22 protein-coding genes and 2 pseudogenes are annotated in these 23,389 nt (G+C 61.7%); 11 read left to right on the forward strand and 13 right to left on the reverse strand.

Going from position 1 to position 23,389, the window contains the following annotated elements; all coding sequences use genetic code 11:
• Positions 1 to 111 precede the first annotated feature (111 nt).
• Positions 112 to 300: a hypothetical protein gene (locus tag R1A29_RS20690; protein ID WP_007957795.1), complete on the forward strand. Its 189-nt coding sequence runs from the start codon at positions 112 to 114 to the stop codon at positions 298 to 300.
• A 97-nt stretch (positions 301 to 397) separates the two neighbouring features.
• On the opposite strand, the gene R1A29_RS20695 is transcribed toward R1A29_RS20690, so the two are convergent.
• The 7 genes and pseudogenes from R1A29_RS20695 to R1A29_RS20725 form a co-directional block, all read right to left on the reverse strand.
• Positions 398 to 940, reverse strand: a complete 543-nt coding sequence (locus R1A29_RS20695; protein WP_085710976.1) for a DUF2058 domain-containing protein — start codon at positions 938 to 940, stop codon at positions 398 to 400.
• A gap of 26 nt (positions 941 to 966) precedes the next feature.
• A pseudogene (gene mazG, locus R1A29_RS20700) lies at positions 967 to 1,808 on the reverse strand (nucleoside triphosphate pyrophosphohydrolase).
• Positions 1,805 to 4,048 (reverse strand): GTP diphosphokinase, encoded by a 2,244-nt coding sequence (gene relA / locus R1A29_RS20705; protein WP_085710978.1) that lies wholly within the window; start codon positions 4,046 to 4,048, stop codon positions 1,805 to 1,807. Before relA ends, mazG begins: the two are co-directional and overlap by 4 nt.
• Positions 4,049 to 4,172: 124 nt before the next feature.
• Positions 4,173 to 5,525 carry a 23S rRNA (uracil(1939)-C(5))-methyltransferase RlmD gene (gene rlmD / locus R1A29_RS20710; RefSeq protein ID WP_438299422.1) on the reverse strand — a complete coding sequence of 451 codons (1,353 nt, stop codon included), beginning with the start codon at positions 5,523 to 5,525 and terminating at the stop codon, positions 4,173 to 4,175.
• Positions 5,525 to 6,427: a cysteine synthase CysM gene (cysM, locus tag R1A29_RS20715; protein ID WP_114884822.1), complete on the reverse strand. Its 903-nt coding sequence runs from the start codon at positions 6,425 to 6,427 to the stop codon at positions 5,525 to 5,527. Before cysM ends, rlmD begins: the two co-directional genes overlap by 1 nt.
• A 170-nt stretch (positions 6,428 to 6,597) precedes the next feature.
• Positions 6,598 to 8,021, reverse strand: a pseudogene (locus R1A29_RS20720) (histidine kinase sensor domain-containing protein).
• Positions 8,008 to 8,730: a response regulator transcription factor gene (locus tag R1A29_RS20725; RefSeq protein WP_438299423.1), complete on the reverse strand. Its 723-nt coding sequence runs from the start codon at positions 8,728 to 8,730 to the stop codon at positions 8,008 to 8,010. The pseudogene R1A29_RS20720 and the gene R1A29_RS20725 overlap by 14 nt, the downstream one beginning before the upstream one ends.
• Before the next feature lie 217 nt (positions 8,731 to 8,947).
• Between R1A29_RS20725 and R1A29_RS20730 the strand changes: the two genes are divergently transcribed.
• Together R1A29_RS20730 and R1A29_RS20735 are read left to right on the forward strand one after the other, a co-directional pair.
• The gene (locus tag R1A29_RS20730; RefSeq protein WP_438299424.1) at positions 8,948 to 11,701 is read left to right on the forward strand and encodes a response regulator; all 2,754 of its coding nucleotides are present in this window, start codon (positions 8,948 to 8,950) and stop codon (positions 11,699 to 11,701) included.
• An 83-nt stretch (positions 11,702 to 11,784) separates the two neighbouring features.
• The gene (locus tag R1A29_RS20735) at positions 11,785 to 12,774 is read left to right on the forward strand and encodes a 2-hydroxyacid dehydrogenase (RefSeq protein WP_438299425.1); all 990 of its coding nucleotides are present in this window, start codon (positions 11,785 to 11,787) and stop codon (positions 12,772 to 12,774) included.
• A 13-nt stretch (positions 12,775 to 12,787) separates the two neighbouring features.
• Here the strand turns inward: R1A29_RS20735 and R1A29_RS20740 are convergent, their stop codons facing one another.
• Complete coding sequence (locus tag R1A29_RS20740; protein ID WP_438299427.1) at positions 12,788 to 13,231, reverse strand: hypothetical protein; 444 nt, start codon at positions 13,229 to 13,231, stop codon at positions 12,788 to 12,790.
• A gap of 133 nt (positions 13,232 to 13,364) precedes the next feature.
• On the opposite strand from R1A29_RS20740, the gene R1A29_RS20745 reads away from it, so the two are divergent.
• A complete protein-coding gene (locus R1A29_RS20745; protein WP_007957770.1) occupies positions 13,365 to 13,799 on the forward strand; it encodes a hypothetical protein in 435 nt (144 codons plus the stop codon).
• Entirely contained in the window at positions 13,799 to 14,203 is a 405-nt protein-coding gene (locus R1A29_RS20750) for an META domain-containing protein (RefSeq protein WP_085710985.1), read from the forward strand. Before R1A29_RS20745 ends, R1A29_RS20750 begins: the two co-directional genes overlap by 1 nt.
• A 39-nt stretch (positions 14,204 to 14,242) precedes the next feature.
• Here the strand turns inward: R1A29_RS20750 and R1A29_RS20755 are convergent, their stop codons facing one another.
• Complete coding sequence (locus R1A29_RS20755; protein WP_114884832.1) at positions 14,243 to 14,710, reverse strand: TlpA family protein disulfide reductase; 468 nt, start codon at positions 14,708 to 14,710, stop codon at positions 14,243 to 14,245.
• 114 nt (positions 14,711 to 14,824) lie between these two features.
• Here R1A29_RS20755 and arsC point away from each other — a divergent pair, with 114 nt between their 5' ends.
• From arsC to R1A29_RS20770, 3 genes are read left to right on the forward strand one after another with little or no spacing between them, the layout of a single operon-like run.
• Positions 14,825 to 15,178: an arsenate reductase (glutaredoxin) gene (gene arsC / locus R1A29_RS20760; RefSeq protein ID WP_438299428.1), complete on the forward strand. Its 354-nt coding sequence runs from the start codon at positions 14,825 to 14,827 to the stop codon at positions 15,176 to 15,178.
• Positions 15,175 to 15,771, forward strand: coding sequence for an NAD(P)H:quinone oxidoreductase (gene wrbA, locus R1A29_RS20765; RefSeq protein ID WP_438299429.1), 597 nt, complete (start codon positions 15,175 to 15,177; stop codon positions 15,769 to 15,771). Before arsC ends, wrbA begins: the two co-directional genes overlap by 4 nt.
• Before the next feature lies 1 nt (position 15,772).
• Positions 15,773 to 16,198: a DUF2069 domain-containing protein gene (locus R1A29_RS20770; protein ID WP_305838382.1), complete on the forward strand. Its 426-nt coding sequence runs from the start codon at positions 15,773 to 15,775 to the stop codon at positions 16,196 to 16,198.
• Positions 16,199 to 16,249: 51 nt separating this feature from the next.
• Here R1A29_RS20770 and R1A29_RS20775 read toward each other — a convergent pair whose 3' ends face one another.
• Positions 16,250 to 16,924, reverse strand: coding sequence for a DNA-3-methyladenine glycosylase I (locus R1A29_RS20775; RefSeq protein WP_438299430.1), 675 nt, complete (start codon positions 16,922 to 16,924; stop codon positions 16,250 to 16,252).
• 69 nt (positions 16,925 to 16,993) lie between these two features.
• Complete coding sequence (ttcA, locus tag R1A29_RS20780) at positions 16,994 to 17,818, reverse strand: tRNA 2-thiocytidine(32) synthetase TtcA (protein ID WP_064598661.1); 825 nt, start codon at positions 17,816 to 17,818, stop codon at positions 16,994 to 16,996.
• Positions 17,819 to 18,107: 289 nt separating this feature from the next.
• Here ttcA and R1A29_RS20785 point away from each other — a divergent pair, with 289 nt between their 5' ends.
• Together R1A29_RS20785 and R1A29_RS20790 are read left to right on the forward strand one after the other, a co-directional pair.
• A complete protein-coding gene (locus R1A29_RS20785) occupies positions 18,108 to 18,710 on the forward strand; it encodes a Yip1 family protein (RefSeq protein WP_085710991.1) in 603 nt (200 codons plus the stop codon).
• A 157-nt stretch (positions 18,711 to 18,867) separates the two neighbouring features.
• Complete coding sequence (locus R1A29_RS20790; protein WP_007957760.1) at positions 18,868 to 19,362, forward strand: SprT family zinc-dependent metalloprotease; 495 nt, start codon at positions 18,868 to 18,870, stop codon at positions 19,360 to 19,362.
• A gap of 1 nt (position 19,363) precedes the next feature.
• Here the strand turns inward: R1A29_RS20790 and R1A29_RS20795 are convergent, their stop codons facing one another.
• The gene (locus tag R1A29_RS20795) at positions 19,364 to 20,545 is read right to left on the reverse strand and encodes a CaiB/BaiF CoA transferase family protein (RefSeq protein ID WP_438299431.1); all 1,182 of its coding nucleotides are present in this window, start codon (positions 20,543 to 20,545) and stop codon (positions 19,364 to 19,366) included.
• Positions 20,546 to 20,703: 158 nt separating this feature from the next.
• A complete protein-coding gene (locus R1A29_RS20800) occupies positions 20,704 to 22,038 on the reverse strand; it encodes a dicarboxylate/amino acid:cation symporter (RefSeq protein ID WP_085710993.1) in 1,335 nt (444 codons plus the stop codon).
• 352 nt (positions 22,039 to 22,390) lie between these two features.
• Between R1A29_RS20800 and R1A29_RS20805 the strand changes: the two genes are divergently transcribed.
• Entirely contained in the window at positions 22,391 to 23,389 is a 999-nt protein-coding gene (locus R1A29_RS20805) for an AraC family transcriptional regulator (protein WP_438299432.1), read from the forward strand.

Genomic DNA, 23,389 nt, shown 5'->3' on the forward strand with positions numbered 1-23,389 from the left:
ATTTCGCAAGAATACATTGCACAAATCGAGCATTTACTTAGCAGGCTAACAAATTTTATAAAAGAGTCCTGCACACGCCTTGCTGCAGATAACAGAGATTGGAGCTAGCAGATGACTGTAAAAGTAACTGAACGCGACGATTCACACATGTCCCATGAAGGCGTAGCCGCCGGCGTACGGATCTGGGATGTGCATCAACAAGACTTGCTGGTCGGCATGTTCCACAACGAGATCGACGCCCACAACTACAAGGCCGAACTGGAACTGCAAGAACGGCAGCGGGATCTGAAATCCGCCTGAACCGAAACCACAGCATTGAAAACGACAAACCCCGCCATTGGCGGGGTTTGTCGTTATCGGGTGTTTCAGGGCCGCTTCGGAGCCCGGCAAAACCCGCTTACCACATCAGGTCGTCAGGGATCACATACGCGGCGTATGGATCATCCTCGGCACTCACCTCTTCGACCTTCTCGTTGAGCTGCACGATGCGCTGTGGATCGCGCTCCTGAATCTTCAGGGCCGCTTCACGAGGAATCACTTCATAGCCGCCGGCATGGTGCACGATCGCCAGCGAGCCGCTGCTGAGCTTATTGCGCATCAGCGTGTTGACGGAGATGCGCTTGACCTTCTTGTCGTCGACGAAGTTGTAGTAGTCCTCGGTGGTCAGCTTCGGCAGACGCGAGACTTCGATCAACTGCTTGACCTGCGCAGCGCGGGCCTTGGCTTCGGCCTTCTCCTGCTGCTGACGGTTCAGCTCCTGGTCGCGCTTGACCTTCTCGGCCTGAGCTTCCTGGGCAGCACGCTGCTGGGAGTCGTCCAGTTCGATCTGGCCCTTGTGGGCCAGACGCTGTTGTTTCTGTTTGTCTTTGCTGACCTGTTTGGCCTGCTTTTGGTTGACCAGTCCTGCCTTGAGCAACTGGTCGCGAAGGGAAAGGCTCATTGATGCTTACTCACTTGGGCAACGGCTCAGCCGCAGCTGGGCAAATTCTTTTCCTGACGTTTGGCTTCACCCCACAGGGCGTCCAACTCTTCGAGGGTGCAATCTTCCATGGGGCGGTGGGTGTCGCGCAATGCCTGTTCGATAAAACGGAAGCGTCGTTCGAACTTGCCGTTGGCGCCACGCAGTGCAGTTTCCGGATCGACCTTCAGGTGCCGGGCCAGATTGACCACGGAAAACAGCAGGTCACCGATCTCGTCCGCCACCGCTTGCGGGTCATTCTCGGACATGGCTTCGAGCACTTCATCGAGCTCTTCGCGCACCTTGTCCAGCACCGGCAGGGCATCCGGCCAGTCGAAACCGACCTGCCCGGCACGCTTCTGCAACTTGGCCGAGCGGGACAAGGCCGGCAACGCAGCGGGCACATCGTCGAGCAGTGACAGTTGCTGCGGCTCGGCGGATTTCTCGGCACGCTCTTCGGCCTTGATCTCCTCCCAGCGCTGCTTGACCTGCTCTTCGCTCAGACGCGGCACATCCAGCGGTGCATACAGATCGCCAGTGGGGAATACATGCGGGTGACGACGAATCAGCTTGCGGGTGATGCTGTCGACCACCCCGGCAAATTCGAACCGCCCTTCTTCCCGCGCCAGCTGGCTGTAATACACCACCTGAAACAGCAGATCACCCAACTCCCCTGCAAGTGATCGAAGTCGCCGCGCTCGATGGCGTCGGCGACTTCGTAGGCTTCTTCGAGGGTATGCGGGACGATGGTCGCGTAGGTCTGCTTGATGTCCCACGGGCAACCGTACTGCGGATCCCGCAGACGGTTCATCAGGTGCAACAGGTCTTCAAGGCTGTAGGTCGGTTTCATGGAGTCCGGTTACGCCGCGTCTCGATGATGTTCGGCAACTGGGAAATCCGCCCCAGCAACCGGCCCAGTGCGTCCAGCCCTGGAATCTCGATGGTCAGGGACATCAGCGCCGTGTTGTCCTCCTTGTTCGAGCGGGTGTTGACCGCCAGCACGTTGATCCGCTCGTTGAGCAGCACCTGCGAAACGTCACGCAGCAGGCCGGAACGGTCGTAGGCACGAATGACGATGTCCACCGGATAGGTGAGCACCGGCACCGGGCCCCAGCTGACCTGGATGATCCGCTCCGGCTCGCGCCCGGCCAGTTGCAGCACCGAGGCGCAATCCTGACGGTGAATGCTCACGCCGCGCCCTTGAGTGATGTAACCGACGATCGCATCGCCCGGCAACGGCTGGCAGCAGCCGGCCATCTGGGTCATCAGGTTGCCGACGCCCTGGATCTGGATATCGCCGCGCTTGCCCGGCTTGTAGCCGGTGGCCTTGCGTGGAATCAGTTCCAGCTGTTCGTTGCCACGCTCCGGCTCGACCAGTTGTTGCGCCAGGTTGACCAGTTGCGCCAGACGCAGATCGCCGGCCCCGAGGGCGGCGAACATGTCTTCGGCGGTTTTCATGTTGGCCTTGTCGGCCAGCTTGTCGAAATCCACCGCCGGCAGACCGAGGCGATTGAGCTCGCGCTCGATCAGGGTCTTGCCCGCCGCGACGTTCTGGTCGCGAGCCTGCAGCTTGAACCAGTGAACGATCTTCGCCCGCGCCCGGGACGTGGTGACGTAACCGAGGTTCGGGTTCAGCCAGTCGCGGCTCGGCGTACCGTGCTTGCTGGTGATGATCTCGACCTGCTCGCCGGTCTGCAGGCTGTAGTTGAGCGGTACGATGCGCCCGTTGATCTTCGCACCACGGCAGTTGTGACCGATTTCGGTGTGCACCCGGTAGGCGAAGTCCAGCGGCGTCGCGCCTTTCGGCAAGTCGATGGCGTGGCCGTCCGGGGTGAAGATGTAGACCCGGTCCGGTTCGATATCGACCCGCAGCTGTTCGGCCAGGCCGCCGATGTCGCCCAGTTCTTCGTGCCACTCGAGCACCTGACGCAGCCAGGAGATTTTCTCTTCGTAGTGGTTCGAGCCGGATTTGACGTCGGTGCCCTTGTAGCGCCAGTGCGCGCAGACGCCGAGTTCGGCTTCTTCGTGCATCGAATGGGTACGGATCTGGACTTCCAGCACCTTGCCTTCCGGACCGATCACCGCCGTATGCAACGAGCGGTAGCCGTTCTCTTTCGGGTTGGCGATGTAGTCGTCGAATTCTTTCGGGATGTGCCGCCACAGGGTGTGGACGATGCCGAGCGCGGTGTAGCAGTCGCGCATTTCCGGCACCAGCACGCGCACCGCACGCACGTCGTAGATCTGGCTGAACTCCAGACCCTTGCGCTGCATTTTGCGCCAGATCGAATAAATGTGTTTGGCCCGGCCGCTGATGTCGGCATCGACGCCGGTGGCCTGCAATTCGTCCTTGAGCTGGGTCATCACGTCGGCGATGAAGCGCTCGCGGTCGAGCCGCCGCTCGTGCAGCAACTTGGCGATCTGTTTGTATTGATCAGGCTCAAGGTAACGGAAGGACAAATCCTCCAGTTCCCATTTGATATGACCGATGCCGAGACGGTGAGCCAGCGGCGCATAGATGTCGAAGACTTCCCGGGCGACCCGGTTGCGCTTTTCGTCGTCGGCGGTTTTCACCGCACGAATCGCACAGGTACGTTCGGCGAGTTTGATCAGCGCGACGCGTACGTCGTCGACCATCGCCACCAGCATCTTGCGCAGGTTTTCCACCTGGCCCTGAGTGCCCATCACCATCGACTGGCGCGGGCTGAGACTGGCACTGATCGCCGCCATGCGCTGCACGCCGTCAATCAGTTTGGCGACCACCGGGCCGAAGCGCTGGCTGACCGCTGCCAGTTCGATCTGGCCTTCGCGCACGCCACGGTAAAGCACCGCCGCGACCAGCGAATCCTGATCGAGCTTGAGGTCGGCGAGAATCTCCGCGATCTCGAGGCCGGTGCTGAAACTGCCGCTGCCTTCGGACCAGAGATTCTTCGCCGCGTTGGACTGTTGCTCGGCCTGTCGAGCGTACTCACAGGCCTCCTTCAAGGCTTCGCGATCCAGTGCCAGATCGACACTGACCGCATGATCGAGCCAAGCCTCGAGATTGATACTGCCGTCGGTGTTGATCGGCTGGTGTGCTCTCACCTGTACCATCTTGCTTTACCTTCCCTACGACGCAGACTCAATGCGTCAAATCACTGACCTTGATTGCCCGTTCGCACTCGCGGGGCTAAGACGAGTGCTGCACGGACCGATCAGTCGGATCAGACGAGCCATCCTAGCTCGCTTCAAATAACGCCATGGCCTCGACATGTGCCGTTTGAGGAAACATATCGAGAATCCCGGCACGTTTTAACCGGTAGCCCTGCTTGATCAATTCGACCGTATCGCGCGCCAGAGTTGCAGGGTTGCACGACACATACACCAACCGCTCGGCACCCAGGGTCGCGAGCTTGCGCACCACCTCGAAAGCACCGTCACGCGGTGGGTCCAAGAGTACCGCAGAAAAGCCGTTTCCGATCCATTCGGCATCGGTCAAAGGCTGGGATAAATCGGCCTGAAAAAACTTTGTGTTATGCAAATTGTTACTGGCAGCGTTGGCGGCGGCGCGATCGACCATGGTCTGCACGCCTTCGATCGCCACCACTTCACGCACGGCCTTGGCCAGCGGCAAGGCAAAGTTGCCGAGACCGCAGAACAGATCGAGCACGCGCTCGTCGGCGGTCGGTTTCAACCAGTCCAGCGCCTGGGCGACCATCGCTTCGTTGACCCCGGCATTGACCTGAATGAAATCCCCCGGCCGCCAGGCCAGCTCCAGACCCCACTGCTCCAGGCGATAGCCCAGCGACTGCGTGGCATCGACCGGCTGCGGCTCACCTTCGCCGTGCAGCCACAACTGCGCCTCATGGAATGCGCAGAAATCCTTGAGGATCGTCAGGTCGGCCTCGGACAACGGCGCCATGTGACGCAGCAGAACGGCCAGGGACGAGCCACTGAACAATTCCACATGCCCCAGCGCCTGCGGTTTGCTCAGGCGACGGAGCATCTGGGGCAAGCGGGTCATGATCGGCTGCAAGGGCTGTACCAGCACCGGGCATTCGTTGATCGCCACGATGTCCTGACTGCCGGCAGCGCGGAAACCGACTTCAAGGGTTTTGGCCTTGCTGTCCCAACGCACGGCAATACGGGCGCGGCGACGGTAGCCGAATTCCGGACCAGTCAAGGGTGCGGCCCATTCCTCGGGCTCGACACCGGCGACCCGTGAAAGCTGCTCGGCGAGCATGCGCTGTTTCAGGGCAAGCTGTTCGCCGTGGGGCAAATGCTGAACGCTGCAACCGCCGCAGCGACCGGCGTGCTGACAAGCTGCCGGGCGACGCAATTCGCTGGCGGTGAACACACGCTCGGTGCGCGCCTCGACCACTTTGCCGTGGGCGCCAAGCACCCGCGCTTCGACTTCTTCACCCGCCAGGGCGCCGAGGACGAACCAGGTCTTGCCTTCAAAAAACGCGATGCCGCGACCGTCATTGGCCAGGCGCTCGATCTTCAAGCGCTGCTTTTTGCCGGTCGGGAGTTGCGGGGCCTTGCTGCCGCCGGTGGGCTGGAAGCGCAGGCCTCTCTCGTGCTTTGCCATCAGTTGGCCGCGTCGAAAATGCCGGTCGACAGGTATCGGTCGCCACGGTCACAGATGATCGCGACGATCACCGCGTTTTCAACTTCTTTGGACAGGCGCAGCATCGCTGCCACCGCACCGCCCGAGGACACGCCACAGAAGATGCCTTCTTCCCGGGCCAGTCGGCGGGTAACGTCTTCTGCTTCGCTTTGCGCCATGTCGACGATGCGGTCGACACGATCAGCCTGATAAATCTTCGGCAGGTATTCCTGCGGCCAGCGGCGGATGCCAGGAATGGCCGAGCCTTCCATCGGTTGCAGGCCAATGATCTGCACGCTGTCGCTCTGCTCTTTGAGGTAGCGCGACACGCCCATGATGGTCCCGGTGGTGCCCATGGAGCTGACGAAATGGGTAATGGTGCCCTGGGTCTGACGCCAGATTTCCGGGCCGGTGGTGGTGTAGTGAGCTTCGGGATTGTCGCCGTTGGCGAACTGATCCAGCACCTTGCCACGGCCTTCGGCTTCCATCCGCTGAGCCAGATCGCGAGCGCCTTCCATGCCCTCTTCCTGGCTGACCAGAATCAGCTCCGCACCATAGGCAGTCATCGCCGCCTTGCGCTCGGCGCTGGAGTTGTCCGGCATGATCAGGATCATCTTGTAACCCTTGATCGCGGCAGCCATCGCCAGGGCGATCCCGGTGTTGCCCGAGGTCGCTTCGATCAGCGTATCGCCGGCGTGGATCTGCCCGCGCAACTCGGCACGGGTGATCATCGACAGCGCCGGACGATCCTTCACCGAACCCGCAGGGTTGTTCCCTTCGAGCTTGAGCAATAGGGTGTTGCTGGTGACACCGGGCAGGCGCTGCAAACGCACCAGCGGCGTGTTGCCGACGCAATCGGCGATGGTTGGGTACTGCAAGGTCATGGCGTTTTTCGCAATCCGGACAGCGGGGGCGCCTATCATACCGGCAAACCTGCGCGGCCCATATCACGCAAAGTGCGGTGCTTATGGTTTCTTGGAATAAGCAGTAAAAGTCGCGCCGGTGGTGAGGCTTTTTAAAGAGTGTCAGCAGTGCTGACACTTTCGTGTGCTGTTCACACTATCTGCGGACGACACACATCCACGGTGGGAACTGGCTTGCCAGCGAAGGCGTCGGAAGTGGCGGCATTGTCATCGGCCACCAACCGCAAATTCAATCGCAACCCTGACTCGCCGTTCTCAGCCCAAAGGCTCCCGCCCTGCCGCTGCACCGCATTCCTCGCAATGCTCAGCCCAAGACCGAAACCACCGTCCCCCGGCCGCGAGCCATCGAGCCGGGTGAACGGCGAGAAGATCCGCTCAAGGTCCGCATCCGCCACGCCACCGCCCTGATCCTCCAGCCACAACAACCAGTAATCGCCATTGCGCCGGCCATCCAGCCGCACGATGCCGCCCTTGGGCGAATGACGAATCGCATTGCGCAGGATGTTTTCCAGCGCCTGGGCCAGGGTATTGAGGTTGCCGCGCACCCAGCACGATGCATCCACCGCACATTGCAACTGGCCCACCGGACAACAACTTTCGTAACAGGCGTTTTCCGTGAGCATTTCCCACAGGGCCTGGATCTGGATCGCTTCGTCCGGCAGCGGTGCGCGTTCGGTTTCGAGCCAGGCCAGTTGCAGGGTGTCCTCCACCAGCCGCTGCATGCCATCGACCTCGCGACCGATGCGTTCGCGCAACGGTTGCAGGTCCTGCTCGCTTTCACTGGCCACCCGCAGGCGGCTCAGGGGGTGCGCAGTTCATGGGACAGGTCGCGCAACAACTGCTGCTGCAATGCAACGGTGGTTTGCAGGCGTTCGGACATTGAGTCGAAGGCCCGAGCCAGTTCGCCGAGCTCGTCCGGGCGCTGGGTGATGCCGCTCGACAGACGCACATTCAGTTGATCGGCACGCCACGCGTTGGCCTGTTCGCGCAGGTTGTTCAACGGCACTACCAGCAAGCGATACAGCCCCACACAAAGCAGCAAGGTGAACAGGCCGGGGATCACACCATTGGTGATCACTCGCCAGAACACTCGGTACTTGCCCGGCAGGAAGCGTTCAGGCAGCTCGATGACCAGGCTGCCGGCGGCCGGTTCTGTGGGGAATGGTACGCGCAGCCACGGCCGGCCCTGCTTGTGAATCGGCCAGTCGAGGCCGCGCAGAAAGGTCAGGTGCTGGATTTCCTGTGCGTTCAGCGGATCACTGCTCAGCGACTGCAGGTTACCGCCAATTACGCCGACCCAACCGGCCTCGCGCAATTCCATGCTCTGCAACCAGCGGTCAATGCCAACACGCTGATCGCGCTGCCACGCCGCTTCGGCTTCGGCGGCATAACGCGCCAATGTGCCGCGCGCCTCGTCGGAGAGAAACTGGTTGCGCTCCTCCATATAGCGGCCCCAGGACCAGCTCAACCAGATCATCAGCAGACAGAACGCCACCAGCAGGCAGGCCAGTTTCCAGAACAGCGAATGCCGGCCCGGCAGGTCAGACGCCTTCATCGACGGCGCTCAGAACGTAGCCCTTGCCCCACACCGTGCGCACTTCCCGCTCGGTGTAGCCGATCGATTTGAGTTTGCGGCGGATCTGGCTGATGTGCATGTCGAGGCTGCGGTCGTGGGCTGCGTAGCCACGCTGAAGCACGTGCTGATAAAGGAAGGCCTTGCTCAGCACCTCTTCATCATTGCGATTGAGGGTTTCCAGCAAGCGGTATTCACTGCGGGTCAGGCCGGCGGCTCGATTGCGGTAGGACACTTCGCATCGTTCATCGTCGAAGTGCAGACCACCCGCCGCTACAGGCTCAGCGCTGATTGCCGGACGCCGATCGAGAGCGACACGCCGCAGGATCGCTTCGATCCGCACGTGCAGCTCGGCCATGCTGAAGGGTTTGGGCAGGTAGTCGTCGGCCCCGAGGCGAAAACCGCTGATGCGATCGGCCTCCGCCCCCAGTGCCGACATCAGCAGCACCGGGGTGGAATGGCTCTGGCGCAGTTGAGTCAGGACGTTAAGGCCATCGAGCCCCGGCAACAGGATGTCCATCAACACCACGTCGAATGGCTGACGACGGGCGATGTTGAGGCCTTCGCTGCCGTCCCGGCACCAGGTGACCTGGAAGCCGCTGCGGCCCAGTTGCTCGTGAACATAGGCACCGAGCACCGGATCGTCCTCGATGGAAAGAATGCGTGGCTGGCCAACAGAGACAGGAGTCATGACTATCTGCAAATAATTCTCAGTTGGGCGATTATTCAAGATTGGCCGCCGCCGGGCAACCCACGGTTGACCCGTCGGACAAATGACCGGTGCCGGGCAGGTCGAATCACGACACCATTTTTCCCGGGAATGCCCGCAAGCAAATCGCTACACTGCGCCCATGCCGCGTGCCGGAAGCACGCAAGAGTCAATGATCAGCGGGATGCAGGAGAAAGGCGTGCTCAAGAAACTGGGGATCAAAGGTCGCGTATTGTTGCTGACCCTGTTGCCGACCAGCCTGATGGCGCTGGTACTGGGCGGCTATTTCACCTGGATGCAGCAGTCCGACCTGCAGGCCCAACTGATGCAGCGCGGCGAGATGATCGCTGAACAGCTTGCCCCGCTGGTGGCACGGGCCATGGGTCACGGCGATACCGAGCTGCTCGAGCGCATCGCCACTCAGTCGCTTGAACAACCGGACGTGCGTGCGGTGACTTTCCTCGGCCCGGACCGCTCGCCACTGGCCCACGCCGGACCGACCATGCTCAACCAGGCCCCGAGCGGCGACAGCACGCAATTGCTGCGGCGCAGCGGCAACGATGCCACTCGCTATCTGCTGCCGGTTTTCGGCAAGCACCGCAATCTGGCCGGCGAAATGATCCCCGAGGAGTCCGAACGATTGCTCGGCTGGGTCGAGCTGGAACTGTCGCATAACGGCATGTTGCTGCGCGGTTACCGCAGCCTGTTCGCCAGCCTCTTGCTGATCGCTGCAGGACTGGCCGGCGCCGCACTGCTGGCGCTGCGCATGGGCCGTACGATCAATCGCCCGATAAGCCAGATCAAACAGGCCGTCGCGCAGCTCAAGGACGGTCATCTGGAAACCCGCCTGCCGCCCCTTGGCAGCCAGGAACTGGATGAACTGGCGTCCGGCATCAACCGCATGGCCGGTACCCTGCAGAACGCCCGGGAAGAATTGCAGCACAGCGTCGATCAGGCCACCGAAGACGTGCGCCAGAACTTGGAAACCATCGAGATCCAGAACATCGAACTGGACCTGGCCCGCAAGGAAGCCCTGGAAGCGAGCCGGATCAAGTCCGAGTTCCTCGCCAACATGAGTCACGAAATCCGCACGCCGCTCAACGGCATCCTCGGTTTCACCCACCTGTTGCAGAAAAGCGAGCTGACTCCGCGCCAGCTCGACTATCTGGGCACCATCGAAAAGTCCGCCGACAGCCTGCTGGGGATCATCAACGAAATTCTCGATTTCTCGAAAATCGAGGCCGGCAAACTGGTGCTCGACCATATCCCGTTCAACCTGCGCGACCTGTTGCAGGACACCCTGAACATTCTCGCCCCTGCTGCCCACGCCAAGCAGCTGGAACTGGTGAGTCTGGTATACCGCGACACACCGCTGTCGCTGGTCGGTGATCCGCTGCGGCTCAAGCAGATCCTCACCAACCTTGTCAGCAATGCGATCAAGTTCACCCGCGAGGGCACCATCGTCGCCCGCGCCATGCTCGAAGAAGAACACGAAGACAGCGTGCAGTTGCGCATCAGCATTCAGGACACCGGCATCGGCCTGTCGAACCAGGACGTGCGCGCGTTGTTCCAGGCGTTCAGCCAGGCTGACAACTCGCTGTCGCGCCAGCCCGGCGGCACCGGTTTGGGGCTGGTGATTTCCAAACGTCTGATCGAACAGATGGGCGGCGAGATCGGCGTCGACAGCACTCCGGGCGAAGGCTCGGAGTTCTGGATCAGCCTGAGCCTGCCCAAGACCCGCGACGATGGCGAAGACCTGCCTGCTGCGCCGTTGCTCGGGCGTCGGGTGGCGGTGCTGGAAAATCACGAACTGGCGCGTCAGGCCTTGCAGCATCAACTGGAAGACTGCGGGCTCGACGTCACGCCATTCAATACCCTGGAAAGCCTGACCAATGGCGTCACCGGCGCCCATCAGACCGATCAGGCCATCGATCTGGCGGTGCTCGGCATCACCAGCAACGACATGCCGCCGGAACGACTCAACCAGCACATCTGGGATCTCGAACACCTCGGCTGCCGGGTACTGGTGTTGTGCCCGACCACCGAACTGACGCTGTTCCATCTCTCGGTGCCCAACCCGCACAGCCAGCTCCAGTCCAAACCGGCCTGCACCCGCAAGCTGCGCCGGGCACTGTCGGACATGGTCAACCCGCGCCAGACCCGCAGCGAACCCGGCGAACCGCTGTCGAGCCGCGCGCCGAAAGTGCTGTGTGTCGACGACAACCCGGCCAACCTGTTGCTGGTGCAGACCCTGCTTGAAGACATGGGCGCCAAGGTACTGGCCGTCGAAAGCGGTTACGCCGCGGTCAAGGCTGTGCAGAGCGAAACCTTCGATCTGGTGCTGATGGACGTGCAGATGCCCGGCATGGACGGGCGCCAGAGCACCGAGACGATCCGTCAGTGGGAAAGCGAACGTCATTGCACGCCGCTGCCGATCGTCGCCCTCACCGCCCACGCCATGGCCAACGAAAAACGCGCACTGCTGCAAAGCGGCATGGACGACTACCTGACCAAACCGATCAGCGAACGGCAACTGGCCCAAGTGGTGCTGAAGTGGACGGGACTGGCGCTGCGCAATCAGGCACCGGACCGTGGCGGAGAAAGCCTCGTTGGGCATCAGGACCTGCCAGTACTGGATCACGAGGAAGGCTTGCGCCTGGCCGCCGGCAAGGCGGATCTGGCGGCGGACATGCTGGCCATGTTGCTGGCTTCGCTCGAGGCCGACCGTGAAGCCATTCGCACGGCCCGCGACAATCAGGATCAGAACGGTCTGCTCGAACGGGTCCACCGCCTGCACGGCGCTACCCGCTACTGCGGCGTTCCGCAATTGCGCGCGGCCTGCCAACGCAGCGAAACCCTGCTCAAACAGGAAGATCCCAAGGCCTCAACCGCACTGGATGAACTGGAACGGGCGATCAATCGTCTGGCGGCGCAGGCGAAGATCAGCGCCTGATCCACGGCAATGCCGATCAATGCCGACGCGGCTACAGTGGTCGCGGGTGATTCGCGCCCGCGTCGATGCTTCAGGAGGATTGCATGCGCACGATCGTTTTCAGCAGCCAGACCTACGACCGCGACAGTTTCCTTGCCGTCGACTGCCCGGCCGGCATCGAACTGCACTTTCAACCGGCCCGTCTGAGTCTCGACACGGCACCGCTGGCCGACCGGCACGAAGTGGTCTGCGCCTTCATTAACGACGACCTCGGCGCTCCCGTGCTGGAACGTCTGGCGGCCGGCGGAACCCGGCTGATCGCCCTGCGCTCGGCGGGTTACAACCATGTTGACCTGAACGCGGCCAAACGCCTGGGGCTGGTGGTCGTGCGCGTTCCGGCCTACTCGCCCCACGCGGTGGCCGAGCATGCGGTGGCGCTGGTTCTTGCGCTCAACCGCCGACTGCATCGGGCCTACAACCGCACCCGCGAAGGCGATTTCAGCCTGCACGGCCTCACCGGATTCGATCTGGTGGGCAAGACTGTCGGCATTGTCGGCACGGGCCAGATCGGCGCGACATTCGCGAAAATCATGCACGGTTTCGGCTGTGAGCTGCTGGCCTTCGACCCGTATCCGAACCCGGCCGTCGAAGCCCTGGGCGCGCGCTACCTGAGCCTGCCGCAACTGCTGGAGCAATCGCAGATCATCAGCCTGCACTGCCCGCTGAACGAGCAGAGCAAGCACCTGATCAACCGTGATTCGCTGGCGCACATGCAGCCGGGCGTGATGCTGATCAACACCGGCCGCGGTGGCCTGGTGGATACCCCGGCGCTGATCGACGCCCTGAAGGACGGTCAGTTGGGTTATCTGGGGCTGGATGTTTACGAAGAAGAGGCGCAGCTGTTTTTCGAAGACCGTTCCGACCTGCCGTTACAGGACGACGTACTGGCGCGACTGCTGACCTTTCCCAACGTGATCATTACCGCGCATCAGGCGTTCCTGACCCGCGAAGCATTGGGGGCGATTGCCGCGACCACCCTGCATAACATCGCGACCTGGGCGGCGGGATCACCGCAGAACCAGGTCGAAGGCTGAAACGTCAGGGGTATCAGGACGGGGACAGCGTGGACGCGAGAACCAGCAGCCCCAGCCAGCCGAACCCGAATAGCCGCTGCTTGAGGGAGTGACCGCTGCGCAGCAGGAACCAGACAAAGATCATCGGCATCAGGAACGCCATGATCTTCAACCAGCCTTCGACCGGACGCACGCCGTCGGCATTCAGCCGAGGTTCGGCCGCTTGCTCGGCCTGTTGCCGGCGCCGGCGTCCGGCAGCGGCGGGCATGACCTTGGGTTCCGGGGCAGGCGCGGGGGCTGCGACGAAAGCTTCGGGAACCGCCTTGTTCCGGGGCAGACTGCCAAAGGAAATCGTTGATCCACCGGCGCTCGCCCTGGCCGGTGCCTGCGCCTCCGTCAACGGAGCCCCGCAATGAATGCACGCCGTGGCTTCGGAGCTCACGCTCCGCTTGCATTCATAACATTCGATCAGCGCCATGTTCCGTTCCTTAGAAATGAAGGCGGCAGTTTGCCACGACTGTGGTGTCGATTTGAACCGGATCGAAGGTCGCACGTGCGCGTTATTCTGCAATCAAGCCCGTGCTAGCATGTCGCGCATATTTGGAGGACCCATGGTCGAACACGATTTCCGCTACACCCTGATGAACCCGCAACACACCCTCACCGAATGCCGCGCCCTCGTACCGGGCCGTTATCAGGTCACCGGCAACGGTGGCTCGATCCGTATCGGTGACGTGCTGGTCGTGACCCTCAAGGGCAGCAAGGACTTGTCCATGCGCCTGACCGTCGATACCGTCCGCCATCTGATCAACCCGCCGGGTCAATGGACCGCGATGACCACCGGCCCGGTGTTCGGCGAACTGGCGATCCACACCTGGCAGGTCAACTGCGACAGCTGCGCCAAGGAGCTGAGCTTCGAATTCGCGGTAGACGCCAAGCTCGGCAAACCGGCAGAGAAACCAGCCGCCACGGCGCGCATCGCCGAGCTGGGCTGGAAAGCCGTCGGTGACAAGCACCTGTGCCCGAAATGCCAGGAGCCTGCATGATGAAACACCTGGCCCTGACCGCCGCTGTCGGCGCCGGCCTGATGGGCTGCGCCGCGGAGCCTGTGCAACTGCAACAGGACCGCAGCTACATCCTGGAATGGATCGGCGAGCGGCCACTGATGGATTACAGCCACCTGACCGTGACCCTCGGCGAGGATGGCCGGGCCTACGGCAATGGCGGCTGCAACCACTGGTTTGCGCCCTATACCCTCGATGGCGACAAGCTCAGCTTCGGCAAGATCGGCAAGACCCGCAAACTCTGCGCTCCAGCGCTGATGGAGCAGGAACAGCGTTTCCTGCAGGCCCTGGAGAAAGTCGAGCGCTGGGACGTTTCGCCCATCGAGCAGATGCGCTTCTGGCCTGCCGAAGGCAAGCCGTTGCGCTGGTGGCTGGAAGAGGGCTAAGCCTTCTGATCGTTCCCGCGCACCGCGTGGGAACGAACCTTAATTGGTCGCCTTCAACGCCTCAAGCTTCGCCATCACCCCCGCCGCCGTCTGCTCGCCCATCAACTGTTCCCGTACCTTGCCCTTGTTGTCGATGATGTAGGTGACCGGCAAGGCCTCACTGCGCGGCAGTTCGAACAGATCCGCCGGATCCTGCGCCAGCACAGTGAACTTGATGCCGAGTTTCTCGCTGGCACCTTTCAGCTCCTCACCCTGCACATTGTCGAAGTTGACCCCGAACACCCCGATCTTCTTGCCCTTGAGTTCTTCGGCCAGATGATTGAGTTCCGGGATTTCCGTGCGGCACGGACCGCACCATTCGGCCCAGTAATTGAGTACCACCCATTGCTTGTCCAGGCGCTCGGACGCGACTTTCTGCCCGTTCTGATCGATGCCGTAGTCGTTACCGCAGCCCCCCAGCATCAACGCCCCGATGATCGTCAATGCCGCTGCCAGTCGCCGTGTCATGTCGTGTTCCTTGTGAAAAATTGAATGCGCCTGCGACCCATCGCCTCCCAAGGTTCTGGATTGCGCGCTGCACAGTTAGAATAGCCGCCACTCTACGCAAGAAGCGACCCGCCCATGACCGATCTGACGCTTTATCACAACCCGCGCTGCTCGAAATCCCGCGGTGCGCTCGAACTGCTCGAAGCCCGTGGCCTGACGCCGAACGTGGTGCGTTACCTCGAAACACCGCTGGACGCCGCACAGATCAAGGCCCTGCTCGGCAAGCTGGGAATCAGCGCCCGGCAACTGCTGCGCACCGGCGAAGACGAATACAAGACCTTGAACCTGGCCGATTCCAGTCTCACCGAGAAACAATTGATCGAAGCCATCGCCGCACATCCGAAGCTGATGGAGCGCCCGATTCTCGAAGCCGGCGACAAGGCCGTCATCGGCCGCCCACCGGAGCAGATCCTGGAGCTGTTGCCGTGAGTGCGCCCTACATTCTGGTTCTGTATTACAGCCGCAGCGGTTCGACCAACGAGATGGCCCGGCAGATCGCCCGAGGTGTCGAACAGGCGGGCCTCGAAGCGCGCCTGCGCACCGTGCCGGCCATTTCCACCGAGTGCGAAGCCGTGTCGCCGGACATTCCCGATGAAGGCGCGCTGTACGCCACGCTGGATGACCTGAAGAACTGCGCCGGCCTGGCCCTCGGCAGCCCGACCCGTTTCGGCAACATGGCCGCGCCGCTCAAGTACTTCCTCGACGGCACCAGCAACCTGTGGCTGACCGGCGCGCTGGTCGGCAAACCGGCCGGGGTGTTCACGTCCACCGCCAGCCTGCACGGCGGCCAGGAAACCACGCTGCTGTCGATGATGCTGCCGTTGCTGCACCACGGCATGCTGATCACCGGCCTGCCCTACAGCGAGTCGGCACTGCTGGAAACCCAGGGCGGCGGCACGCCGTACGGCGCCAGCCATCACGCCGGGGCTGACGGCAAAAGCGGTCTCGATCAGCATGAAGTGGCGCTGTGTCGCGCATTGGGCGCACGCCTGGCCAAAACGGCCAAGAAACTGGGGAACTGAGATGGCCCGAAAGCCGAAAGTCCTGCCCGCCGTCGAATGGCTGGAACCACGGGTGCGGGCGATGCGGGTGATCAGTCTGCTGTGCTTTTTCGGTCTGGCCGGACTGCTCGCCGCGTATTACCTGGTGTTCGCCGACCTGCATGGCGCACGGCCGTGGGTGATTCTGCTGATCGAACTGATCCCGTGGCTGGTGCTGGCACCGGGCATGATCATGGGCAGCACACGCGGGCATTCGTGGATGTGCTTTGTAGTGAACCTGTATTTCATCAAGGGCGCACTGGCGGCGTATGACCCGAGCCGCCAGCTGTTCGGCGTGCTGGAGATGATCGCCAGTCTGGCGGTGTTCTGCTCGGCGTTGCTGTATGTGCGCTGGCGGTATCAGTTGAATCGCAAGCTGGCGGGCGAAGGCGAAGTCTCCGTCGCCTGACAGCTGTCCCAAGATCGTTCCCACGTTTTGCGCGGGAACGATCACTCGGCCTCAATGGTTGACGGTGTAAGCCAGCATCATCGAAATCTGGCTCATCGGCCGCTCGCCGCTTTCTTCATGCCACTGGTTGAACGCGTTCTGTACCGTGGCCAGATCCCGCAGACTGCTCGGCGCCTTGTCGACGATCTTCTGGGCATTCAACGCCGCGACCACATCGTAGCTCGGCACGAAGGTGTCCTTGCCGACCATGCGCAGGAAGCGTGGCGCCGACAGCCCGCCCAACTGGTGGCCGTGCTTTTTCAGGTAGGTCCACAGGCCGACGATATCGGTCACCGGCCAGTCCGCCAGCAACGCGCCGAAACTGCCTTTCTCTTTCTCGACGTCCAGAATGAACTGCGCATTGCGCGGCACGCTTTTCAGTTTGCCCAGGTGACGGATGATCCGCGCGTCCTGCATCAACCGCTCAAGGTGTTCGGCGCTCATCAGCACGACTTTTTCCGGGTCGAACTTGAAGAACACTTCCTCGAAGGCCGGCCACTTGGCGTCCACCAGACTGTGTTTGAGCCCGGCACGAAACACCCGCAGGGCCATGGTCGAGAGATAACGATCGTCGCTGATCTGGCGCAGTTGCGCCGGGGTCTTGGGAACGGGCAGATGGGCTTCCAGTTCAGCCGCCGAACCGAAGCGGTTCAGACAGTATTCGTGCAGCCACTTGTAGTCACGCATGCCCTCTCCTAAAAAACGAATTGAAAACGGCGCCCGCGAGCGCCGTTTTTTTTCAAGCGATCGGATCGCTTACAGGTTCACCACGTTAACGAAACGCGAAGCGGCGGTTTCATCAATCTTCAGGCTGGTGAAGTCGAACAGGTTACGGTCAGCCAGTTGCGACGGGATCACGTTCTGCAGGCTGCGGAAAATGCTCTCGGTACGGCCCGGGGTCTTGCGCTCCCAGTCCACCAGCATTTCTTTGACCACCTGACGCTGCAGGTTTTCCTGGGAGCCGCAGAGGTTGCACGGAATGATCGGGAATTGCTTGAAGTCCGAGTAGGCCTGGATGTCTTTCTCGTTGCAGTAGGCCAGCGGACGGATCACCACGTTGCGGCCGTCGTCGGCGCGCAGCTTCGGCGGCATCGCCTTGAGGCTGCCATTGAAGAACATGTTGAGGAAGAACGTCTCGACGATGTCGTCGCGGTGATGACCGAGGGCCATTTTGGTTGCGCCGATTTCGTCGGCGAAGGTGTACAGCGTGCCGCGACGCAGGCGCGAGCACAGCGAGCAGGTGGTCTTGCCTTCCGGGATCAGTTCCTTGACCACCGAGTACGTGTCTTTCTCGACGATGTGGTACTCGATGCCCAGCTCTTTCAGGTAGGCCGGCAGCACGTGCTCGGGGAAGCCCGGCTGCTTCTGGTCCATGTTCACGGCGACGATCTCGAACTTGATCGGTGCAACCTTCTGCAGGTGCATCAGCACATCGAGCATGGTGTAGCTGTCCTTGCCTCCGGACAGGCAGACCATGACCTTGTCGCCGTCTTCGATCATGTTGAAGTCGGTGACTGCTTCGCCGGCCAGGCGGCGCAGGCGCTTTTGCAGTTTGTTCTGGTTGACCGTAAGAGTGCCCATGACGCGAAATCCGTGAGGTGTGACGAAAGGCGGGCATTTTACGCAAAAACACCGGGGTTGTGGCCACAGGTTGTCGCCCCCTCGAATGCCCGTTCGTACAGACCTCGACGCGATTACCTCGCCGGTTTACAGCGCGATTTGCTCTAAGACCCCAATACCTGTGCGGTTAAGACCTTCCTATACTGCGACATAAGGTCGCACGCAATCTGAAGACCTGTATTTGCTCGGCCACATTGGCCCGTAGGCGCTCCGCTGGGGGGCGATGGCAATAACGAGAGGAGTGACTGGCATGATCCATCACGTAGTGGGACTTTTTACCCACCCCGATCAGGAATGGAAGGAAATCCGTGGCGACCAAGAGGAAAGCATCAGCCACATGTACCTGACGCACACGTTGATTCTGGCGGCGATTCCCGCTGTTTCGGCGTTTATCGGCACGACTCAGGTCGGCTGGGTCATCGGCAGCCGCGCCCCGGTGATGCTCACCGTCGAAAGCGCGTTGTGGATGACCATCATGTCGTACCTGGCGATGCTCGGCGGGGTCGCGGTCATGGGGGCCTTCGTGCACTGGATGGCCCGCACCTATGACGCCAACCCGAGCCTGGCCCGTTGCGTCGCGTTTGCCACCTACACCGCAACACCGTTGTTCGTCGGCGGGCTGGCGGCGTTGTATCCACATATGTGGCTGGGGATGATCGTCGGTACGGCGGCCATCTGCTACACGGTGTACCTGCTGTATGTGGGGCTGCCGACTTTCATGAACATTCCGTCTGACGAGGGATTTCTGTTTTCCAGCTCGGTGCTGGCGGTGGGTCTGGTGGTGCTGGTGGCCATCATGGCGTTTACCGTGATTGTCTGGGGACTGGGCGTGGGGCCCGTCTACACAAATTAGCTGGCCGCACCGCCGAGAAGAACAAGATCCGCCAACACAGGCCGCCGCGAGGCGGCCTTCTCATGCCAGGGAAAAGCGCCACGACCATTCGGCAGTTCGGCGATACGCAAGGACGGACGGTTGCGGCATACTCCGACTCTCTGGAGATCCATCAAGCATGCCCGAGCAACTCAATACCCGCGTCGAAGACTGTTTCCAACTCGCTGAATCCTTTTTCAAACGTCCTTTCAAACGCCCCGTGGTGAGCCTCAAGCTGCGCGGGCAAAAAGCCGGGGTCGCGCATCTGCACGAGAACCTGCTGCGCTTCAACCCGCAGCTGTACCGGGAGAACACCGAGCATTTCCTCAAGCAGACCGTGGCCCACGAAGTCGCGCACCTGATCGCCCATCAACTGTTCGGCGACCGTATCCAGCCCCATGGCGAGGAGTGGCAATTGATCATGCGCGGCGTTTACGAGCTGCCGCCGGACCGCTGCCACACCTACGAAGTCAAACGCCGCAGCGTGACCCGCTATATCTACAAATGCCCATGTGCCGACAGTGATTTTCCGTTTTCGGCCCAGCGCCATAGTCTGGTGCGGCAGGGACGGCGGTATTTGTGCCGCCGATGCCGAAATACATTGGTGTTCAGTGGCGAGATGCGGGTCGAGTAAGTCAGGCGATCACCTTGGCTCGCCGCAATTCGGCAATGCGCTCAACACTCAAGCCCAACTCCCCCAACACCTGATCCGTATGCTGCCCCGGCGCTGCGCCGACATGTCGCGGCGCCGGCAACGCCTCGGAGAACTTCAGCGGGCAGGCGATCTGCGCCTGTGACGAGCCATCCCCACGGGGCACCTGCGTCACCAGTTCCCGCGCCTGCAACTGCGGATGCTGCACCGCTTCGCCCAGGCTCAATACCGGTTCGACGCAGGCATCGATCCCGACGAACAGCTCGCACAGTTCGGCAAAGTCATGCTTCTCGAACTCGACCTTCAAGGCATCCTTGAGCGCACGTTGCTGCTCGGGTTTGGGTGACAAACCCTGGGCCGCCAGTTCCGGCCGCCCCAGCGCCGCACACAGTTGCTGCATGAACGCCGGCTCCAGGCTGCCCACCGACATCCAGCGCCCGTCGCGAGAGCGGTAGCAGTCGTAGAAGCTGCCGCCATTGAGCATCTGGTCCTCCCAGCCCGGCTCCTCGCCGCAGGCCAGATACCCGGCACCGGCCATGGCATTCAGACTGAAAGCGCAGTCGGTCATGCTCACGTCCAGGTGTGTGCCCTGCCCGGTTTGCTGGCGAGAAATCACCGCCGCCAACAGGCCGATCACCCCGTGCAGCGAGCCACCCGCGATATCCGCCACCTGCATGCCCAGCGGCAACGGCCCGCTGTCGGCGCGCCCGGTGTAACTGGAGAGCCCGGCTAGCGCCAGATAGTTGATGTCGTGGCCAGCGCGATCCTTGTACGGCCCGGTCTGGCCGTAACCGGTGATCGACACATAAATCAGCTTCGGATTGATCGCCTTCAGCGCCTCGTAGCCCAGCCCCAGCCGCTCCATCACGCCGGGGCGAAACTGCTCCAGCACGATGTCGTAGTCCGCCAGCAACTGCTTCACCAACTCCAGCGCCTCGGGCTGCTTGAGATCCAGCGCCAGGCTGCGCTTGTTGCGATTCAGGTAGGCGTGGCTGGCCGAAATCCCGTGATCGTGGGGCGGCAACACCCGCACCAGGTCGAGACGGGTCGGCGATTCGATGCGCAGCACCTCGGCGCCCATGTCCGCCAGCAACAGCGAGGCGAACGGTCCCGGCAGCAGGGTCGAGAAATCCAGAATCTTCAGTGAGGCCAACGGTGCAGACATGGGCGATCTCCATCAACGATGCATGCAGCCTAGGCAGCCATGAACGATGGGGCAATTACCGGATGCGTCAGTTGCGCTGACCGTTGTGCTCAAATCGTGCAATTAAATCGCAGACATGAAAAAACCCGCCGAAGCGGGTTTTTCCATTCAATCGATGCTTACTTCACATTGCTCGGGGTCGGGCCTTCGGCCACACCCAGGTCGTCTTCGTGACGCTGGTCGACGATACCGCGACCGCCCGAGGCCAGCTCGGCGTCCAGTACGTCGGTGTCCAGTTCCTTGACCCACTTGGCCACAACGATGGTGGCAACGGCGTTGCCGACCAGGTTGGTCAGGGCGCGGGCTTCGGACATGAAGCGGTCGATACCCAGGATCAGTGCCAGACCGGCCACCGGCAGGTGACCTACCGCCGACAGGGTGGCGGCCAGCACGATGAAGCCCGAACCGGTCACACCGGCGGCGCCTTTGGAGGACAGCAGCAACACCACCAGCAGGGTGATCTGGTGAGTGATGTCCATGTGGGTGTCGGTCGCCTGAGCGATGAACACGGCCGCCATGGTCAGGTAGATCGCAGTACCGTCGAGGTTGAACGAGTAACCGGTCGGGATCACCAGACCCACTACCGATTTCTTCGCGCCCAGACGCTCCATCTTGATCAGCATGCGTGGCAGTACCGATTCCGACGACGAAGTGCCGAGTACGATCAGCAGCTCTTCACGGATGTAGCGGATCATCTTCAGCACGCTGAAGCCGTGCATGCGGGCGATGGCACCCAGCACGATCAGGATGAATGCCAGGCAGGTGATGTAGAAGCACGCCATCAGTTGACCCAGCTGCACCAGCGAGCCGACACCGTAAGCGCCGATGGTGAAGGCCATCGCACCGAAGGCACCGATCGGCGCAAGCTTCATGATCATGTTGATGATGTTGAACATCACGTGGGCGAAGCGATCGATGAAGTCCAGGATCGGCTTGCCGTAGGCACCCAGGCGGTGCAGGGCGAAACCGAAGATCACCGAGAACATCAGCACTTGCAGGATGTCACCGGTGGCGAACGCGCCGACGATGGTGGTCGGGATCACGTTGAGCAGGAAGCCGACAACGCTCTGGTCAGCACCTTGCTGCACGTAGGTGGCGACTTTCGAGGCGTCGAGGGTGGCGACGTCGATGTGCATGCCGTTGCCCGGCTGCACGATGTTGACCACGATCAGGCCGACCAGCAGGGCGATGGTCGAAACGATTTCGAAGTACAGGAGTGCGTAACCGCCGGTCTTGCCGACCGACTTCATGCTCTGCATGCCGGCGATGCCGCTGACCACGGTGCAGAAGATGATCGGAGCGATGATCATTTTGATCAGTTTGATGAACCCGTCACCCAGTGGCTTAACGGCCACGCCGAACTGCGGGTAGTAGTGGCCGAGCGCAATACCGATACAGATTGCGACGATCACCTGGAAATACAGGGATTTGTACAGTGGCTGACGAGTCGTCATTGCAAAGTTCCTCAAGAGTCCCGCGTGGCAACATCCATCTGTTGAACGCGACACTTGAATTGCGAACCCTCCTGCACTGGAGGGATTTGTTGTGTCGAACGACGCTTTCCGGACCGGCTCGGCGCACGCTTCTGTCGCTCTTATCGCAAACGTCGTGCCACTTTGGTGCAAATCGCTGCAAGCCTTTTGATATCAGGGGATGCAGGTTTTTCTGTGTCACCATTCGGTTACTCAAGTGTGGCGGATTTCCGCCAACCCACCTGCTCTCGTCCTACAATTTGGCGGAAATCCGCCTTGTTGCCGATCAGAGCCGCCGGCTACCATCGGTCGCCAGAGGAAGGATCTGCCCCCCATGCGCGAACGCACCATCGCCAGTCATTTCGCCCGTGCCGCCCTCGGTGGCGCGCGCCGTCGCGGGTTCGATTATTCGGGCTTGCTGCTGCAACTGGGCATCAGTCCCGAACTGCTCGACGAGCCCCGTGCGCGGATCGCCCCGGAACTGTTCACCCAACTGATCCAGAACCTGTGGCTGGCCCTGGACGACGAATGCCTGGGCTTCGGCAACGCGCCCAGCAAGACCGGCAGTTTCGCCATGATGTGCCACGCCATCATCCATTGCCGCAGCCTGGAAAAGGCTCTGCAACGCGGCTTATTGTTTTATAGCCTATTCCCCGAGGCCCCGCGCCTGAGCCTGACTCATGAAGACGAATGGGTGCGCCTGAGCCTCGACGATTCGCAATTGTGGGACCCGGATCACTTTCTCTCCGAGAGCCTGCTGGTGATCTGGCACCGCCTCGGCAGTTGGCTGATCGGCCAGCGGATACGCCTGGAACAGGCAAGTTTCAGCTACCCGAAACCGGCGCACGGGGCGGAGTACGATTTGCTGTTCTCGTGCCCGCTGGCGTTTTCGGCGCCGCAAAGCAGTCTGGTGTTTCACAGTCGCTATCTGCACATGCCGCTGTTGCAGGACGAGCGCACCCTCAAGCACTTTCTCGAACGCTCCCCCGCCGACCTGCTGTCTCGCCCGGACGACGGCAACAGCCTCAGCAGCCGATTGCGCCGCCTGCTCAGTCATGACAGCGCACGCTGGCCGGACCTGGAAGCCGTGGCGGCGCATCTGCACATCAGCCCGCAAACCCTGCGCCGGCATTTGCGCGAGGAAGGCACCAGTTTTCAGGAGTTGAAGGATCAGCTGCGCCGGGACATTGCGATCTATCACCTGGGGCGGGCCGATCTGTCGTTGCAACAGATCGCCGAACAGCTCGGGTTTTCCGAGCCGTCGGCATTTCATCGGGCGTTCAAGAAGTGGACGGGGCTGACGCCGGGGGCTTATCGGGCGCAGGAACAGTAG

The organism is Pseudomonas sp. NMS19W (assembly GCF_051554255.1).
Taxonomy (GTDB): Bacteria; Pseudomonadota; Gammaproteobacteria; order Pseudomonadales; family Pseudomonadaceae; genus Aquipseudomonas; species Aquipseudomonas kribbensis.